Source organism: Sphingobium sp. ZW T5_29 (assembly GCF_044987515.1).
Taxonomy (GTDB): Bacteria; Pseudomonadota; Alphaproteobacteria; order Sphingomonadales; family Sphingomonadaceae; genus Sphingobium.
This window is the reverse complement of sequence record NZ_JBJDRM010000015.1, coordinates 1-16,193: the sequence shown is the minus strand read 5'-3', so window position 1 is coordinate 16,193 and position 16,193 is coordinate 1. Positions and strand designations below refer to the sequence as shown.

The 16,193-nt window shown below is 64.4% G+C and carries 18 protein-coding genes; 10 read left to right on the top strand and 8 right to left on the bottom strand.

The annotated features are described in order from the left end of the window. Positions 1–18 precede the first annotated feature (18 nt). Together ACI3KQ_RS13315 and ACI3KQ_RS13310 are read right to left on the bottom strand one after the other, a co-directional pair. Complete coding sequence (locus ACI3KQ_RS13315) at positions 19–255, bottom strand: hypothetical protein (RefSeq protein ID WP_404958365.1); 237 nt, start codon at positions 253–255, stop codon at positions 19–21. A gap of 53 nt (positions 256–308) precedes the next feature. Continuing rightward, positions 309–737 (bottom strand): VOC family protein, encoded by a 429-nt coding sequence (locus ACI3KQ_RS13310; protein WP_404958508.1) that lies wholly within the window; start codon positions 735–737, stop codon positions 309–311. A gap of 70 nt (positions 738–807) precedes the next feature. Between ACI3KQ_RS13310 and hisN the strand changes: the two genes are divergently transcribed. From hisN to ACI3KQ_RS13275, 7 genes are all read left to right on the top strand, one after another. Continuing rightward, positions 808–1,593: a histidinol-phosphatase gene (hisN, locus tag ACI3KQ_RS13305; RefSeq protein ID WP_404958363.1), complete on the top strand. Its 786-nt coding sequence runs from the start codon at positions 808–810 to the stop codon at positions 1,591–1,593. 178 nt (positions 1,594–1,771) lie between these two features. Then, positions 1,772–1,975, top strand: coding sequence for a 50S ribosomal protein L35 (gene rpmI, locus ACI3KQ_RS13300; RefSeq protein WP_167304232.1), 204 nt, complete (start codon positions 1,772–1,774; stop codon positions 1,973–1,975). Between the two features lie 13 nt (positions 1,976–1,988). After that, on the top strand, positions 1,989–2,351 hold the full coding sequence (gene rplT, locus ACI3KQ_RS13295; protein WP_404958361.1) for a 50S ribosomal protein L20: 363 nt from the start codon (positions 1,989–1,991) through the stop codon (positions 2,349–2,351). A gap of 226 nt (positions 2,352–2,577) precedes the next feature. Next, complete coding sequence (gene pheS, locus ACI3KQ_RS13290) at positions 2,578–3,669, top strand: phenylalanine--tRNA ligase subunit alpha (protein ID WP_404958359.1); 1,092 nt, start codon at positions 2,578–2,580, stop codon at positions 3,667–3,669. After that, on the top strand, positions 3,666–6,080 hold the full coding sequence (gene pheT, locus ACI3KQ_RS13285; protein WP_404958357.1) for a phenylalanine--tRNA ligase subunit beta: 2,415 nt from the start codon (positions 3,666–3,668) through the stop codon (positions 6,078–6,080). The genes pheS and pheT overlap by 4 nt, the downstream gene beginning before the upstream one ends. A 74-nt stretch (positions 6,081–6,154) precedes the next feature. Then, positions 6,155–7,036: an aldose 1-epimerase family protein gene (locus ACI3KQ_RS13280; protein WP_404958355.1), complete on the top strand. Its 882-nt coding sequence runs from the start codon at positions 6,155–6,157 to the stop codon at positions 7,034–7,036. Between the two features lie 236 nt (positions 7,037–7,272). After that, a complete protein-coding gene (locus ACI3KQ_RS13275; protein WP_404958353.1) occupies positions 7,273–8,853 on the top strand; it encodes a peptide chain release factor 3 in 1,581 nt (526 codons plus the stop codon). Positions 8,854–8,963: 110 nt separating this feature from the next. On the opposite strand, the gene metW is transcribed toward ACI3KQ_RS13275, so the two are convergent. Together metW and ACI3KQ_RS13265 are read right to left on the bottom strand one after the other, a co-directional pair. Continuing rightward, the gene (gene metW, locus ACI3KQ_RS13270) at positions 8,964–9,557 is read right to left on the bottom strand and encodes a methionine biosynthesis protein MetW (RefSeq protein WP_404958351.1); all 594 of its coding nucleotides are present in this window, start codon (positions 9,555–9,557) and stop codon (positions 8,964–8,966) included. Beyond that, the gene (locus tag ACI3KQ_RS13265; protein ID WP_404958349.1) at positions 9,554–10,690 is read right to left on the bottom strand and encodes a homoserine O-acetyltransferase; all 1,137 of its coding nucleotides are present in this window, start codon (positions 10,688–10,690) and stop codon (positions 9,554–9,556) included. Before ACI3KQ_RS13265 ends, metW begins: the two co-directional genes overlap by 4 nt. Before the next feature lie 114 nt (positions 10,691–10,804). On the opposite strand from ACI3KQ_RS13265, the gene hisC reads away from it, so the two are divergent. Both hisC and ACI3KQ_RS13255 read left to right on the top strand, forming a co-directional pair. Further along, positions 10,805–11,902 (top strand): histidinol-phosphate transaminase, encoded by a 1,098-nt coding sequence (gene hisC, locus ACI3KQ_RS13260; protein ID WP_404958347.1) that lies wholly within the window; start codon positions 10,805–10,807, stop codon positions 11,900–11,902. Between the two features lie 2 nt (positions 11,903–11,904). Then, positions 11,905–12,810: a prephenate/arogenate dehydrogenase family protein gene (locus ACI3KQ_RS13255; protein WP_404958345.1), complete on the top strand. Its 906-nt coding sequence runs from the start codon at positions 11,905–11,907 to the stop codon at positions 12,808–12,810. Between the two features lie 16 nt (positions 12,811–12,826). On the opposite strand, the gene ACI3KQ_RS13250 is transcribed toward ACI3KQ_RS13255, so the two are convergent. From ACI3KQ_RS13250 to ftsE, 4 genes are read right to left on the bottom strand one after another with little or no spacing between them, the layout of a single operon-like run. After that, a complete protein-coding gene (locus tag ACI3KQ_RS13250; protein ID WP_404958343.1) occupies positions 12,827–13,522 on the bottom strand; it encodes a lysophospholipid acyltransferase family protein in 696 nt (231 codons plus the stop codon). A gap of 10 nt (positions 13,523–13,532) precedes the next feature. Continuing rightward, positions 13,533–14,063, bottom strand: coding sequence for a YdcF family protein (locus tag ACI3KQ_RS13245; RefSeq protein ID WP_404958342.1), 531 nt, complete (start codon positions 14,061–14,063; stop codon positions 13,533–13,535). Beyond that, positions 14,060–14,962 carry a cell division protein FtsX gene (locus ACI3KQ_RS13240; RefSeq protein ID WP_404958340.1) on the bottom strand — a complete coding sequence of 301 codons (903 nt, stop codon included), beginning with the start codon at positions 14,960–14,962 and terminating at the stop codon, positions 14,060–14,062. The genes ACI3KQ_RS13245 and ACI3KQ_RS13240 overlap by 4 nt, the downstream gene beginning before the upstream one ends. Beyond that, positions 14,959–15,675, bottom strand: a complete 717-nt coding sequence (gene ftsE / locus ACI3KQ_RS13235; protein WP_404958338.1) for a cell division ATP-binding protein FtsE — start codon at positions 15,673–15,675, stop codon at positions 14,959–14,961. Before ftsE ends, ACI3KQ_RS13240 begins: the two co-directional genes overlap by 4 nt. A gap of 170 nt (positions 15,676–15,845) precedes the next feature. On the opposite strand from ftsE, the gene ACI3KQ_RS13230 reads away from it, so the two are divergent. Next, positions 15,846–16,193: MJ0042-type zinc finger domain-containing protein (locus ACI3KQ_RS13230; RefSeq protein ID WP_404958336.1), on the top strand; the 348-nt coding region annotated here is incomplete at its 3' end.

The following is a 16,193-nucleotide window of genomic DNA, read 5'->3' as shown; positions in this document are numbered from 1 at the left end:
AGCGCAGTGGGGGACTTGTCAGGCCGCGGGCATCAACACCAGCGGCAGGCTGAAAAGCAGGATCAGCGCGGTAACGATCCGCTGGGCGCGGGAAATTCCCAGCGGCTTTTTCTGCCACAGCATCGGACAGGCGAGCAGCGCCAGCAGGAACAGCATGTTCGACAGGCTGAAAGAACCGCCCACCGGCATGTCCTGCCGCAGCGCGAGCGCGCCCAGCAGGGCAGCGAAACTCAAAGACCAGCCGATCAACGCCACGCGCAACTCCTTGCCTGCTGACCAAGGTCTAACGCAGTGACGTTGCCGAAGGCTTAAACCGATTTTGCCCAAGGGTCGTAGGTGCCAAAGCTCCAGAGATTGCCCTCTGGATCGAGCGCTTCATAGCCACGCCCTGGGTAGCCGACATTGTCATGAGGTTCGGAAACGACAACCGCGCCCTCGTTCCGCGCATGAAGGCAATGGGCGTCGGCGTCGGGCACCACGACATAGATGCAGCTGGTAACGCCCCCTAATTCTCGCGGGACCGTCCAGCTGTACAAGGATTCGCCCTGCCCGGCGCGCGCGCTGCCCAGCATGATCATGCCATCGCCCAGCACCAGTTCGGCATGATGGACCATGGTAGGATCATCCCGATCCTCATAAGAAGCGTGCACTTCAAAGCCGAACGCCGAACAGAGGAAGGCAATGGCGGCGGGTGCGTCGGCGTAACGCAGGCCGGGGATGACGGGTGAGCCGGGCATTGTTCGCTTCTTCATCGTCAAACAGGCCCCAGCCTAGCGCGAGCAGCCCTTTGCCGCTAGGGCGAACCGCATGACCACTCGCGACGACCTGAACCTTGCCAACCGCCTTGCCGACGCCGCTGCGGCGGCGATCCGCCCTTTTTTCCGCGCAGGTTACGATACGGAATTCAAGTCCGACCAATCCCCGGTGACCGAAGCCGACCGGGCCGCCGAAGGGGCGATTCGTGCGATATTGGAAAAGGAACGACCGCAGGACGGCATCATCGGCGAGGAATATGGCGCCACCCGCGAAGATGCGGAGCGGATCTGGGTCCTCGACCCGATTGACGGCACCCGCAGTTTCATTGCGGGGCGACCGATTTTTGGCACCTTGATAGCCTTGACCCAGGCAGGCTGGCCCACGATCGGCATCATCGACCAGCCCATCGCGAAGGAACGCTGGGCCGGGATGGTTGGGCAACCGACAACCTTCAACGGACAGCCGGTAAGGACGCGCGCCTGCCGGTCGCTGGAAGACGCGATCCTCGCCAGCACCGGCCCCCAATATTTCCCCGGCTGCACGGGTGAGCATTTTTCCCGGCTGGCAGGTCAATGCCGCGATACGGTGTGGGGCGGCGACTGTTATAATTACGGATTGGTGGCGTCGGGGCATGTCGACATCGTCATCGAAGCGGGCCTGAAACTGCACGACATCGCCGCGCTGGTCCCCGTGGTGGAGGGTGCCGGCGGGCGCATGTGTGACTGGACGGGCGAACCAGTGACAACAGAGGGTGACGGTCGGGTCATCGCAATTGGCGATCCGGCCCGGCTGGACGACGTGCTGGAAGCGCTGGCCGAAGGACATCATCACCATTGACGGCGCAACAGGCCGTTCTTCCAACGAAGAATGGTGGCGGCGGTTTTCGGCTCCGAATCGCTTGCTTTCCTGCGCTCAGCCGACTATGCGCCGCCCTTCGCGATATTTGGAAGGACCGCCCGGCTAACTAGGGCTGCCGGGGCTGTCCATAATCGTCGCGCTGAAGAAGGAGACGAAAATGCCCAAGCTCAAGACCAAGAGCGGTGTGAAGAAGCGCTTCAAGTTCACCGCTTCCGGCAAGGTCAAGCACGGCGTCGCTGGCAAGCGTCACCGCCTGATCAGCCATAACGCAAAATATATCCGCCAGAACCGCGGCACGTCGGTATTGTCCGACGCCGATGTTTCGCACGTGCGCCTCTGGGCGCCCTACGGCCTGAAGTAAGGAGTAGAGGCACATGGCACGCGTAAAACGTGGTACGACCACCAAGGCGAAGCATAAGAGGATTCTGGATCAGGCGAAGGGCTATTATGGCCGTCGCAAGAACACGATCCGCATCGCTCGTCAGGCCGTCGAAAAGGCCGGGCAATATGCCTATCGCGACCGTAAGGTTAAGAAGCGGTCCTTCCGCGGCCTGTGGATCCAGCGCATCAATGCTGGCGTTCGCGCCGAAGGTCTGACCTATTCGCAGTTCATGCACGGCCTGAAGCTGGCCGGTGTGCAGCTGGACCGCAAGGTTCTGGCCGACATTGCGATGCACGAAGGCGAGGCGTTCAGCGCCATCATCGCCCAGGCGAAGGCTGCGCTGCCCGCAGCTTGAGCCGGAACGGTCGCAGGACCGTACAAAAGGGCGCCGGGGCAGATGCTTCCGGCGCCCTTTTTGTTTTTCCGGGCTGCGCTCGCCGACTTCGCGGTGAGGAGCGGGATATAGGCTGTCCCTTTGCCCGGATCCCCGCGAGACGGGTATATGCGCGAGCCTTTCCTTGGGCGGCGCGTCCGGCTAAGGCCCAACCAAATTTTCCGCCGATCGGGAACGACGAAGCCTTATGAGTGAAATAGCCAATCTTAAAGCCGGTTTGATCACCGACATTGCCGCCGCCGATACGTTGGAGGCGCTGGAAGCCCTGCGCGTGGGCGCGATGGGCAAGAATGGCGTGATCACTGGACTGCTCAAGACGCTGGGGCCGATGAGCCCGGATGAGCGGCTGGAAAAGGGTCCGCCAATCCAGGATTTGCGTGAAAGCGTCGCTGCTGCGCTTGCTTCCCGCAAGGCGGCGCTGGAGCAAGCGGCGCTGGACGGTCAACTGGCCGCCGAAAAGATCGACATGACGCTGCCCGCCGACACGGGCCCACAAGGATCGGTGCATCCTGTATCCCAGGTCATGGACGAACTGGCGGAAATCTTCGCTGACCTCGGCTTTTCGGTGGCGACCGGGCCGGAGATCGAGGACCAGTGGCATAATTTCACAGCGCTCAACATGCCCGAAACGCATCCGGCGCGCGCAATGCATGACACTTTTTACCTCAACGCCGCCGAGGGCGAGGAGCCCAAAGTGCTGCGCACCCACACTTCGCCCGTGCAAATCCGCACGATGATGAACCAGGAACCGCCGATCCGCATCATCGCGCCAGGACGGGTCTATCGATCAGACAGTGACGCGACACATACGCCGATGTTCCACCAGATCGAAGGTCTGGTGATCGACAAGGGCATCACGCTGGGCCACCTCAAGTGGACGCTGGAAACTTTCCTCAAAGCTTTCTTTGAACGGGATGACATCGTGCTGCGGCTGCGACCGAGCTACTTCCCCTTCACCGAACCGTCAGTGGAAGTCGATGTGGGCTATACGCTGACGAACGGGCAGCGCGTGATCGGTGGCGACGGCGACGCACCGGGTGGCGGCTGGCTGGAAGTGCTAGGCAGCGGCATGGTGAACCGCCGGGTGATCGAGGCCTGCGGGCTCGACCCGGATGAGTGGCAAGGCTTTGCCTTCGGCACGGGTGTCGACCGGCTGGCGATGCTGAAATATGGGATGAACGACTTGCGCGCTTTCTTCGACGGCGATCTGCGCTGGCTGCGACATTATGGCTTTTCGGCGCTGGATGTGCCCACGCTGAGCGGAGGAGTGGGCGCATGAAGTTCACCCTGAGCTGGCTCAAGACGCACCTCAACACCGACGCCGACCTGAGCGCCATCCTGAAGGGCCTGACCAATATCGGGCTGGAAGTCGAAGGTGTCGAAAGCCCGGCGGAAAAGCTGGGAGCCTTCCGCATTGCCCGCGTTCTGACCGCCGATCCCCATCCGCAGGCCGACAAGCTGCAGGTCCTGACCGTCGATGCGGGGGATGGCCCATTGCAGGTCGTGTGCGGCGCGCCCAATGCCCGCGCGGGCTTGATCGGCGTGTTCGGCTCCGAAGGCGCGGTGGTGCCGGTCAATGGCATGGTTTTGAAAAAGACCGCCATTCGCGGGGTCGAATCCAACGGCATGATGTGTTCGTTCCGGGAACTGGAACTGGGCGAGGATCATGATGGCATCATCGATCTCGATCCTCAGGCCCCGGTCGGGCAGGTTTATGCACAATGGGCAGGGCTGGACGATCCCGTCATCGACGTGTCGATCACCCCCAACCGGCAGGACTGCATGGGCGTGCGTGGTATCGCGCGGGACCTGGCGGCAGCGGGTCTGGGCACGTTGAATGCTATCATCGTGCCTGTGATCGATGGCGTCGAGCCAGGCCCCAACGTGCGGACCGATGACACAGACGGCTGTCCCGCTTTCTTCGCGCGGACGGTGAAGGGCGTCACCAATGGGCAGTCGCCAGAGTGGATGGCGCGGCGGCTGAAAGCGGTCGGGCAGAAGCCGATCAGCACGCTGGTCGATATCACCAACTATCTGATGATCGACCTGGGGCGACCGCTGCATGTCTATGATCTGGACATGTTGAAGGGACCTCTGGTCGCGCGCAAGGGACGCGCGGGCGAAGAGGTGCTGGCGCTCAACGGCAAGACTTACACGGTCGATGAAACGATGACCGTCATCGCCGACGATGTAGCGGTGCACGACATTGGCGGCATCATGGGCGGCGAACATTCGGGCGCGCAGGACAGCACCACGGGAGTGCTGATCGAATGCGCCTATTTCACGCCCGAACGGATCGCGATGACGGGGCAGAAGTTGGCACTTACATCCGACGCGCGCGGGCGGTTCGAGCGTGGGGTCGATCCGGCCTTCCTGGACGACGGCCTGTCGATTGCGACCGATCTGGTGGTGAAGCTGTGCGGCGGGACCGCCAGCGATGCAACACGCGCGGGCACGCCGCCTGCAGAGGTGAAGGTCGTTCGTTACGAGCCGTCGCAATGCCTGTCATTGGCGGGCGTTTATGTGGGGGATCAGGAACAGAAGCACATCCTGGAAAGCCTGGGCTTTGGCGTGGAGGAACATGACGCCACCTTCGACTATCAGGATGGCGTGCCGGTGACGTCGGCGGCGCACTGGACCGTCAGCGTGCCCAGCTGGCGGCGCGACATCGATGGCTGGCCTGATCTGGTCGAGGAAGTCGTGCGAATCGTCGGGCTGGACCAGGTCCCTTCCACGCCACTGCCTCGCACACCGGGCGTTGCCAGGGCGACGGCGACCGCCGAACAGCTGGTGGAACGGCGGGTGCGGCGGACGGCGGCGGCGCGCGGGCTTTCCGAAGCGATCAACTGGTCGTTCATTTCCGAAAAGGAAGCGGCAAGCGTCGGCGGCGGCGACTGGACGCTGGCTAATCCGATTTCGGAAGAACTGAAAGTCATGCGTCCGTCCTTGTTGCCCGGCCTGTTGTCGGCCGCGCGGCGGAATATGGATCGGGGCGCTTCTTCGGTGCGGCTGTTTGAGTTGGGGCGTCGGTATTTTTCCGACAGGGAAAGAGCCACCGTCGGCTTTGTGCTGGCGGGGGAAAAGCTGTCGCGCGGGTGGCAGACGGGCAAGGCGCAGGCGTTCACGGCGTTTGAAGCCAAGAATGAAGTATTGAACTTATTGAGTGCGGCGGGGGCGCCGGTTGGGAACCTGCAGAGCTTTGGCGGGGCGTCCGCGGCGTATCATCCGGGGCAGTCGGGCACGTTGCGGCTGGGTCCCAAGACAGTGCTGGCCGAGTTCGGGGTTTTGCATCCTTCGTTAGCTAAGCAATTTGGTTTGGCGGGCACCGTGGTCGCTGGGGAGATATTCCTGGACGCAATTCCTGCCAAACGGAAGACCGGGTTCATGCGCCCACCCTATGCGCCGCCCGCGTTACAGGCGGTGAAGCGCGATTTCGCCTTTGTCGTGGACGATGCGGTGGAGGCGGATGCGCTGGTGCGCGCCGTCAAAGGCGCGGACAAGAAGAGCATCGTCGATGCGCGGGTGTTTGACGTGTTTGCCGGGCCGGGGGTCGACGAAGGCAGAAAGAGCCTGGCCATCGAAGTAACCCTGCAGCCGGGGGAAAAGAGCTTTTCCCAAGAAGAGCTGGACGCCATCAGCGCCAGCATAGTGAAAGCGGCGGAAAAGCTGGGCGGCGTGCTGCGAGGGTAAGCGTCACGATGCCGGTCGGGGCGGTCCATGCCCCGACGTTTTTCAACTGCGCTATAAAGCGGACGGAGGTTTGAGTGGGGGAGCTGGTTTCGATCGCGTCGGACGGCTTGACCGCCAGCGTCAATCCGATGGGCGCGGAGCTATGGTCGTTGAAGGACGCGCAGGGACGCGAGCTGATGACCGACGCCGATCCGCGATGGTGGACGGGGCATGCGCCGCTGCTGTTCCCATTTGTGGGCCGGTCGCGGGGAGACGCCTATCGACTGGACGGGCGCGACTATCCGATGCCCCAGCATGGCTTTGCGCGCCGCATGGCCTTTAGCCAAATAGAGCATCTGCCCGAAGCGGCGACCTTTCGGCTGGAAGCGGATGCGGAAACGCGAGCCGTCTATCCTTTCGATTTTCGGCTGGACATGCGGTTCGGCCTGGTCGGCGCCACGCTGATGATGACGGCCACGGTGACGAACCGGGGCGCGTCGGACATGCCCTTCGCCTTTGGCTATCATCCGGCCTTTGCCTGGCCCCTGCCCTTTGGCGGTTCCGTGGACGACCATCGCATCGAGTTCGAAAAGCCTGAACCCGCGCCCCTGCGCGCGGTCGGCGACGAGCCGGGCCTGATCGCGCGGGATGCTGTGCCATCCCCGGTCGAAGGCAGGTTGCTGGCCCCGACCCACGCGATGTTCGAGGGCGACGCGCTGATCTGGGACGATCTGAACAGTCGCAGCCTGCACTGGGGGGTGCCGGGGCGCGCGCGTTTGCGGATCGATTTCCCCGATACGCCATGGTTGGGGCTGTGGCAGAAACCGGGCGCGCGCTATCTGTGCGTCGAACCATGGGCGGGAATGGCTGACCTGGTCGGCTTTGATGGCGACGTGTGGGACAAGCAGGGCGTCATGCGGCTGGCGCCGGGCGCAGAGCGGCGGTTCCGCATGAGTGTGACCGTGGTTGAGGGTTGAGGGGGTTGAGGGTTGAGGGGTTGGTTAGTTGACGTACTCCTACGTAGGCAGAGCCTAGTTCCTCGCCCTGAACTGGGCTCCTGCCTGCGCAGGAGCACGTTGGAGGTGGGTGCGATCCAGCTTGCCGCAAAGGTCAGGCGCAGTGGGCGAACTGGCGCGCGGGATTGGATTGAAGGTTTGAAGGGGTTAGGGAAGCGTAGCTGGCGAATCCCCGGAAGATCGCTATATGGCGCGCCATGACCATCCCATCTCGCCGCACCTTCGCGATCATTTCCCATCCTGACGCGGGCAAGACCACGCTGACCGAAAAGCTGCTGCTGGAAGGCGGCGCGATCCATCTGGCCGGAGAGGTGAAGGCGCGCGGGGCGAACCGGCGCGCGCGGTCGGACTGGATGAAGATCGAGCAGCAGCGCGGCATTTCGGTGACGTCGTCGGTCATGACATTCGAACGGACCAACGCGGACGGGTCGGTCGTGACCTTCAACCTGCTGGATACGCCGGGGCACGAGGATTTTTCCGAAGATACCTATCGCACGCTGACCGCGGTGGATTCGGCGGTCATGGTGATCGACGCCGCAAAGGGCATCGAGCCGCAGACGCGCAAGCTGTTCGAGGTGTGCCGCCTGCGCAACGTGCCGATCATCACCTTCGTCAACAAGGTGGACCGGGAGGGGCGCGACGCCTTTGCCCTGCTGGACGAGGTGGCGGACGCGCTGGCGCTGGACGTGTGCCCGATGAGCTGGCCTGTTGGCATGGGCGGCGAGTTTGAAGGCATTTACGATTTCGCGAAGAATCGCCTGCGCCAGCCCAGCGGCCCCAGCAAGGAATTTGAGGGCAAGGAAACCTATGTATCGGGCATCGATGACGACGCGCTGACGGAACATCTGTCCGAACAGGCGCTGGCGCGGCTGCGCGAGGAGGCGGAGCTGGCCGTCGGCGGCTATGCCGATTTCGATCTGGCCGCGTATCGGCATGGCGACCTGACGCCGGTCTATTTCGGATCGGCGCTCAAGCTGTTCGGGGTGACCGAGCTGATCGAAGCGCTGGCCGCCCACGCCCCGCCGCCGCGCGCGCAGCCCGCCGAACCCGCGCCGGTGGAACCGGAAAATGGCGAAGTCACCGGCTTCATATTCAAGGTTCAGGCAAATATGGACCCGCAGCATCGCGACCGCATCGCGTTCATGCGCCTATGTTCGGGCAAGTTCCGGCGCGGCATGAAGCTGACGCCGAGCGGGTCGGGCAAGCCGATCGCGGTGCATTCCCCCATCCTGTTCTTTGCGCAGGACCGCGAAATTGCCGACGAAGCGTTTCCCGGCGACATCATCGGCATTCCCAACCATGGCACGTTGCGGGTCGGCGATACGCTGAGCGAGAAGGCCGGGGTGCGCTTTACCGGCCTGCCGAACTTTGCGCCGGAAATATTGCGGCGGGTCGTGCTGAAGGACCCGACCAAGACGAAGCAGCTGCGCAAGGCGCTGGACGATCTGTCCGAAGAAGGCGTGATCCAGGTATTTTATCCCGAAATCGGGTCGAACTGGATCGTCGGGGTGGTCGGGCAGCTACAGCTGGACGTGCTGATTTCCCGGTTGGAAGCGGAATATAAGGTCGCGGCGGGACTGGAGCAGTCACCGTTCGACACTGCGCGCTGGATCAGTGGCGACGACATAGCGATCAAGGATCTGGTATCGTTCAACGGCGCGAACATGGCCAAGGACCGCGACGGCAATTTGGTCTTCATGGCGAAGAGCGCCTGGGATATCGGCTATCAGCAGGAACGGCACCCCAAGGTGAAGTTCAGCGCGACCAAGGAACGCTGAGTCCGCAATCGCGCAAATATGACGCCGTCATCCCGGACCTGATCCGGGGTGACGAAAATGAACATGGGGGGCTTAGAGCGACGATCGTTTCCGATCGCCTGGAAATCGCTCTAACGCCGCAGCAGGAAGACGGCGTGTTCGGCGAACAGGTTGGCGTTCGCGTGGGTCGTTTCCTTGTCGCCCTTCAAAAACCACTGGCCATCGATGGTCCAGCCGCGTTCCTTCACCAGCGCCCGAAAATCATCGACCGTGACATGATGGATGTTGAGCGTGTCATACCATGTGTCGGGCAATAGCCGCGTCACCGGCATGCGCCCCCCCCACATCAGCGACAACCGGCCGCGCCAATGGGCGAAATTGGGGAAGGATACGAAGGCCTGCCGACCAATGCGCAGCAGTTCGTCAACGACCCGGTCGGGGCGGCGCGTCGTCTGCAACGTCTGGCTGAGGATCGCATAGTCGAAACTGGCGTCGGGATAATAGGCCAGGTCGATGTCGGCGTCGCCCTGCACCACCGACAGGCCCCGACCGACAGCAGCGGCGACATTGCCCGCGTCAATTTCCAGCCCGCGCGCGTCGACCTTCTTGGTATCCCTGAGCGCCGCCATCAGGCCGCCCTCCCCACAACCCACATCGAGAACGCGCGCGCCGGGCTTTACCATGCGCGCGATCAGGGCCAGGTCCGGCCGCAGGCTTTCGATCATGCGCGCCCGCCCTTCAGGAACCCATCGACCACGCGATTGAGTTCCGGGCATTCCAGCAGAAACGCGTCGTGGCCGAAGGGGCTGGACAGTTCCACGAAACTGGCCTGCGCGCCGCTGGCGTTCAGCGCGTGAACGATGATGCGGGATTCGGCGGTCGGATACAGCCAATCGGTATCGAAGCTGACCAGGCAGAAGCGCGCGCGCGACGCGGTAAAGGCAGAGGCCAGGCTGCCGCCATGATCGTCCGCAATGTCGTAATAATCCATGGCGCGGGTAATGTAGAGATAGGAGTTGGCGTCGAACCGTTCGACGAAGCTAAGCCCCTGATGGCGCAGGTAGCTTTCCACCTGGAAATCGGCGTCGAAGCCGAACGTCTTGGCATCGCGCCCCTGCAGGCGGCGGCCGAATTTTTCGGTGAGGCCCGCTTCGGACAGATAGGTGATGTGCGCGGCCATGCGCGCGACGGCCAGACCAGCGCTTGGCACCTGCGCGTCGGCATAATAGTCGCCGCCGCGCCAGTTGGGATCGGCCATGATCGCCTGCCGCCCTACTTCGTGGAACGCGATATTCTGGGCGCTGTGGCGCGCGGTGGACGCGATGACGATGCAGGCTTCGACGCGGTCGGGGAACAATGTCGGCCAGCTTAACGCCTGCATGCCCCCCATCGACCCGCCGATAACGGCGGCAAGGCGTTCGACGCCCAGATGATCGAGCAGCATCGCCTGGGCGCGCACCATGTCAGCGATGGTCAGCACCGGAAAGCGCATGGCGTAAGGGGCGTTGGCGGCGGGATCGACACTGGCCGGGCCGCTGGACCCCATGCAGCTGCCGATGACGTTGGAGCAGATGATGAAGTGACGGGCCGGATCGACGGGCTTGCCCTCCCCCACCATGCGCCACCACCAGCCGGGCTTGCCGGTGACGGGATGGTCGGACGCGACATATTGGTCGCCGGTCAGCGCATGGCAGATGAGGATGACGTTGGATTTGTCCGCATTCATCGCGCCATAGGTTTCATAGGCGATGTCGACGGGCGCCAGCGCGGCGCCACCGTCCAGCCGCAACGGGCCGGGCAGGCGGGCCTGGCGGCGCAGGCCGAAACGGGCATCATCGGTTATCGGGGCGCTGGCCATGGTCCAAGCGGGCTAGGACCGTGGCGCGGTGCTGTCAATCGGCTGGGAACGAGGCTGAAGGCATAGCATCCAGCAGCGCTTTGCCTTTGCCGCCGATGGCGCTAAAGCCCGGCCATGACGAAACCTGCTCCCAAGGAATGGATTCTGGGCATTTCGCCCTATGTGCCGGGCAAGGCGGCGGCGGATGACGGTCGCCCGCTGATCAAGCTGAGCGCCAATGAAAACCCGCTGGGCACCGGGCAGGCTGCGCGCGCGGCTTTGATCGCGGCGACTGCGGATCTGGCGACCTATCCCGATCCCGGCGCGGCAAAGATGCGCGAGGCGATTGCGGCCGCGCATGGGCTGGACCCGGCGCGGGTGATCTACGGCACCGGATCGGACGAACTGCTGCACATCGCCGCCAGCGCCTATGCCGGGCCGGGGGATGAGATACTCTACGTCAAATATGGCTTTTCGGTCTACGACATCGCCGCCCGGCGCGTCGGGGCGACGCCGGTCATCGCGCCGGACACGGACTATGCCACCGATGTGGACGCCCTGCTGGCCTGCGTGACGGACAAGACCAGGGTCGTGTTCCTGGCCAATCCGAACAACCCGACCGGCACCATGACGCCACGGCAAGACATCGCCCGGCTGCATGCGGCGTTGCGGCCCGACATATTGTTCGTGCTGGACCAGGCCTATGCCGAATATCTGGACGCGGATGAGGATGATGGCGGCATCGCACTGGCGAAGAGCGCGCCCAACGTGCTGGTGACGCGCACCTTTTCCAAGATCCATGGGCTGGCCGCCGAACGCATCGGCTGGGGCTATGCCAGCGCGGAGATCATCGACGCGCTGCACCGTATTCGCGCGCCCTTCAACGTCACGACGGCGGGGCAAGCCGCCGCCATCGCGGCGATCGGGGACAGCGGCTGGGTGGATGCAAGCCGGACCCATAACCGGCAGTGGCGCGAATGGCTGGCCGGGGAGATAGCGTCGCTATCCAACCATGGCCTGCGCGCGGTGCCCAGCAAGGCCAATTTCCTGCTGATCCTGTTCGAAGGAAAGCTGACCGCCGAGGGGGCGATGAAAGGGCTGTGGGACGAAGGCTATGCCACGCGCTGGCTGCCTGGTCAGGGGCTGCCCAACGGCCTGCGCATCACCATCGGCACGGCAGAGCAGGTCCGCGCCGTCGCGGCCAAGCTGCGCGCCATGGCGGAGGGCGCGTAGACATGCTGCCATTTTCCCGCGTCACGATCATCGGCCTGGGGCTGATCGGGTCATCGCTGGCCCGCGCGATCCGTGACCATATGCCAACGGTCAGGGTCACAGGCTACGACGCCGATCCGCAGGTGCGGCAGATTGCGCGCGCCATCGACCTGGCGGACGACGTGACCGATACCGCCGGTGCTTCAGTGACCGACGCCGATCTGGTCGTCCTGTGCGTGCCTGTGCGGGCGATGGGCGCGGCGGCGGCGGAAATCGCGCAGGATTTGCCTGCCGACGCCATCGTCAGCGACGTGGGATCGTGCAAGGCGGACGTGCTGGCGCAGTTGAGCGCTGCCCTGCCTGGTCGGTGCATCATCCCGGCCCACCCCGTCGCCGGAACCGAAAATAGCGGCCCGGAAGCGGGCTTTGCGTCGCTGTTCCATGGGCGCTGGTGCATTGTCACCCCGCCCGCCGATGCCGATCCGGCGGCGGTCGAGCGGGTCGCCGAACTGTGGCGGCGCGTCGGCGCAGAGGTCGAGATGATGGACCCCCAGCATCATGACCTGGTGCTGGCGGTGACGAGCCACCTGCCGCATCTGATCGCCTATACGATCGTGGGGACGGCCAGCGATCTGGAGGATGTGACCCAGTCGGAGGTCATCAAATATTCCGCTGGCGGTTTTCGGGACTTCACGCGCATCGCCGCGTCCGACCCGACGATGTGGCGCGACGTGTTCCTGGCGAACAAGGATGCGGTGCTGGAAATGCTCCAGCGCTTTTCCGAAGACCTGTCGGCGCTACAGCGCGCGATCCGATGGAATGACGGCGACGCATTGTTCAACCTGTTCACACGGACGCGGGCGATCCGGCGGTCTATCATCGAACAGGGACAGGACGACCCCAAGCCGGATTTCGGCCGGAGTCACTGATCGGAGTCACTGATTTTCAGACGGGGTGGTTCAGCGCGTTGATGGCGGCGTGGACGCGCGCTTCGGCTTCGTGACGGTCGAGGCCCGCGGGCACGACCTGTCCCACCTTGTAGGTGATGAAGCCTGGGCGCTTCAGGAAGCTGCCGCGCGGGGAGACGCGGCCACTGTCGATCGCGATCGGCACCACGGGCAGGCCCAGCAGCACGTAAAGCCCGGCAAAGCCCGCCCTTAACGCGGGCGCTTCCCCATGCGGCACGCGCGTGCCTTCGGGAAAAAGGCAGAGCGGGCGACCTTTTGCCACGACGGCGCGGGCAGCGGTTCGCAGCGTACGCATCGCGCTGGCCCCGGCGGTGCGCTCTATCGGGATCAGGCCATATTGGCGCGCCACACGGCCCCACAGCGGAATGTCGAACAATTCCCGCTTGGCAGCGATGGCGGGCCGGTCAAACAGGCAGAGGATGTCGATGGTTTCGAACATCGATTCATGCTTCAGAATATAGAGATAGGCCCCGTCCGGCAGGTCGCCTTCGACCCGCACCTTCTGCCCCAACAGCCAGTGCGCGCAGAAGCGGTGAAACCGCGCCCAGACGGTCGCAACCCGCTGAACAGCCCCCGGCGCGACGAACGCGACCAGCAGCGCCGTCAGCACCAGAAACAGGGACATGCTGTAAAAGACCAGCATATAGGCGAGCGACCGCAGGCCCGTGATCATGACGTCACCTTCATATACCGATCAGCGCGGCGGCGCGCCGCAGGAGATATTTATTATATTCACGCGCCAGCATGGTCAGGCTGGGGCGGCTGGGCACTGCATCGTAGACGATCGTCACGCGGCTGGGCAGCGCCTGTCGCAGTTCCAGCGCGGACCGGCGCATGTGCCAATCGGTCGTGATCAGCCGCACCGTTTCGAAGTCGCGCCGTTCCAGCCAATGCGCGGTTTCGATGGCGTTTGACCGGGTGTCAATCGCTTCCCGCCCCAGCGTTATGCAGCAGGCGAACAGCCGTTCGGGCGCGTCATATTGCGCGGCGAGTTCAGCCGGGCGCACCGAACGGTCGACCCCGGAAATCAGCATCCGCTTCGACGCGCCGTCCTGAAGCAAGGCTAGTCCCCGGTCGATCCGCCCCGCGCCGCCGGTCAGGACGACGATGGCATCGGTCGCCCGTCCGTCCAGCGGTTGCGGCAGGAAGATGGCGAACCAGGCAAAACCCAGCATCCATCCAAGCGCCGACAGCGCGAAAAGCCGGACGATCATAGCAACCGCCCCAATGATCGCAGCACCGTCCAGCGCGCAGCCAGTGTCGCCAGCAGCACGCCGCCCAGCGGCAGCGCGGCCAGCACCAGCCAGCCGGCCCAGGACAGGCTGATTGCGCCGACGAGGTCCGATCCCGTCGCCGACAGGCGCGCGCCGAGCAAAAGGATCACCAACAGGGCCACGGTGAAGCCCAGAAAACCGCCAAATAACGCGTCCAGCCCGATACGGCGCTGGAACAGCCGTGCAATCTGGACATCGGTAGCCCCCATCAGATGGAGGACGTCAATCGTACCGCGATGGCTGTCATGTGCGGCGCGCGCGGCCAGCACGACGATGGCGGCGGTGGCGACCGCCATCAGCAGGACGATCCCCGCCGCCAGCCCGCCCAGTGCGGCGAGCAATTGCCCAAGCGGCTGAAGAAAGGTCGCGTGCGGCTCTATCCTGATGCTGGGGGAAAGGGCCGCCATGGTGGCGCGCAGGCGGGCGACCTTGGCCTGCGTCGATCCGGCTGTCAGTTCAACGTCGATCAGCGCGGGAATCGGCAGGTCGCCACTGACCGCTTCTTCCCCCAGCCAGGGCCTGATCTGGTCCGCAAGGGCAGCCGGATCGACCGGATGAAGCGCGCGCACGTCCGGGCTTTTGCGGAGCAGGCGCACGGCGCGGCCACTAAATTCCTCACGACGGTCGGCGTTCGCTTCCACGATCTGCACAGTCACCCGTCCCGCCAGTTGAGAGCCGACCGATCGAACCGCCGTTCCCAGCCCAAGTCCGGCAGCCGCCGCCAAAACGGTCAGAAACATCATGATCGCAATGACCCATGGCATGGGGCCAGCGACCCGGCCTTCGGGCAGTAGCCGATGCCGCGCGGCGGCGGCGGCGCGGCGATCCGCCCCGGTCATGGCGCGACCGCCGCTGGGCTGCGCGGCGGATAACGCAGCGATCCGGTCGGGTCGGACAGCCGCCCCTTGTCCAGCCGCATCATCTGCGCCCCTTCGACCTGGCCGATCAGCGGCAGGTCGTGGGTGGCGACCACGATGGTGGTGCCCAAGCCGTTGAGCGCTTCGAACAAGGTCAGCAGGCGTCGCGCCATGTCAGCATCGACGTTGCCGGTCGGTTCGTCAGCCACCAATATTTCCGGTCGGGCGATGACCGCGCGGGCGATGGCGACGCGCTGTTGCTCACCGCCCGACAGGGTCGCCGGACGCGCATCCGCCCGGTCGCCCAAGCCCACCCAGTTCAGCATTTCCGACACCGATGCGTGGGTTTCCGCCTCCGCCATGCCCGCGACCCGCAGGGGAAGGGCGATATTGTCATAGGCCGACAAATGCGGGACCAGCCGGAAATCCTGAAAGACCACGCCGATGCGGCGGCGAAAGCCGGGCAGGCGGTTGCGGGGCAAGGTCACCACATCTTCGCCAAACAGGCGGATCACGCCCCGGCTGGGCCGTTGCGCCAGATAAAGCAGTTTCAGCAGCGACGTCTTGCCCGCGCCGGATGCGCCGGTCAGAAAATAAAATCCGCCAGCATGCAGAGAAAAGCTGACATCGGACAGGGTTTCGCTGTCCAGACCATAGCGCAGGCCGACATTTTCGAACTGGACGATTGCCGACATGATTCAATGAATGCGCCTGCGCGCTCCCTGCTGCCCCTTAGGTCGCAGCCATGGCACAGTGGGCAGGGAGCCGTAAACCCCAAGCCGCATGGACCGGCGAGTCGCGGCATGCCGCTACCCCCCTGTCGATGCCGCTTGCCCTTGAGTCCAAGCCATGGCTATGAAGCGTCATGATCCTGGTGTGTCCCAATTGCGCCACGCGCTATATTGTCCCGGACAGCGCCGTCGGCGCGAACGGTCGCCAGGTTCGCTGCGCATCCTGCAAACATAGCTGGTTCCAGGAAGGCGCCACGATCACGCCGAGGGAGCCGGTCGAAGCGGCGCCGGTACAGGCGACGGACGACAGGGCGGCGTCTGCCGCTCCTGCAGCGACACCGCCCGCGCCACCTCCACCATCGCGTCCGGTTCCGTCGCCGGTGCCCCCGGTTGCCGCATATGCCCAGCCGACGCGGGAGGAAGCGGAACCTGCCGTCGCCGCTTCGCCGCCACCGCCGCCGCCCCCGTCCCCGTCCCCGTCC

Bases quoted from the DNA above. Each gene is read 5' to 3' on its own strand.
- ACI3KQ_RS13250 (WP_404958343.1), bottom strand. From the start codon at position 13,522: ATGATCACGGGCCTGCGGTCGCTCGCCTATATGCTGGTCTTTTACAGC.
- rpmI (WP_167304232.1), top strand. From the start codon at position 1,772: ATGCCCAAGCTCAAGACCAAGAGCGGTGTGAAGAAGCGCTTCAAGTTC.
- ACI3KQ_RS13275 (WP_404958353.1), top strand. From the start codon at position 7,273: ATGACCATCCCATCTCGCCGCACCTTCGCGATCATTTCCCATCCTGAC.
- ACI3KQ_RS13255 (WP_404958345.1), top strand. From the start codon at position 11,905: ATGCTGCCATTTTCCCGCGTCACGATCATCGGCCTGGGGCTGATCGGG.
- pheT (WP_404958357.1), top strand. From the start codon at position 3,666: ATGAAGTTCACCCTGAGCTGGCTCAAGACGCACCTCAACACCGACGCC.
- pheS (WP_404958359.1), top strand. From the start codon at position 2,578: ATGAGTGAAATAGCCAATCTTAAAGCCGGTTTGATCACCGACATTGCC.
- ACI3KQ_RS13265 (WP_404958349.1), bottom strand. From the start codon at position 10,690: ATGGCCAGCGCCCCGATAACCGATGATGCCCGTTTCGGCCTGCGCCGC.
- metW (WP_404958351.1), bottom strand. From the start codon at position 9,557: ATGATCGAAAGCCTGCGGCCGGACCTGGCCCTGATCGCGCGCATGGTA.
- ACI3KQ_RS13310 (WP_404958508.1), bottom strand. From the start codon at position 737: ATGCCCGGCTCACCCGTCATCCCCGGCCTGCGTTACGCCGACGCACCC.
- rplT (WP_404958361.1), top strand. From the start codon at position 1,989: ATGGCACGCGTAAAACGTGGTACGACCACCAAGGCGAAGCATAAGAGG.
- ACI3KQ_RS13240 (WP_404958340.1), bottom strand. From the start codon at position 14,962: ATGACCGGGGCGGATCGCCGCGCCGCCGCCGCCGCGCGGCATCGGCTA.
- ftsE (WP_404958338.1), bottom strand. From the start codon at position 15,675: ATGTCGGCAATCGTCCAGTTCGAAAATGTCGGCCTGCGCTATGGTCTG.
- ACI3KQ_RS13245 (WP_404958342.1), bottom strand. From the start codon at position 14,063: ATGATCGTCCGGCTTTTCGCGCTGTCGGCGCTTGGATGGATGCTGGGT.
- hisN (WP_404958363.1), top strand. From the start codon at position 808: ATGACCACTCGCGACGACCTGAACCTTGCCAACCGCCTTGCCGACGCC.
- hisC (WP_404958347.1), top strand. From the start codon at position 10,805: ATGACGAAACCTGCTCCCAAGGAATGGATTCTGGGCATTTCGCCCTAT.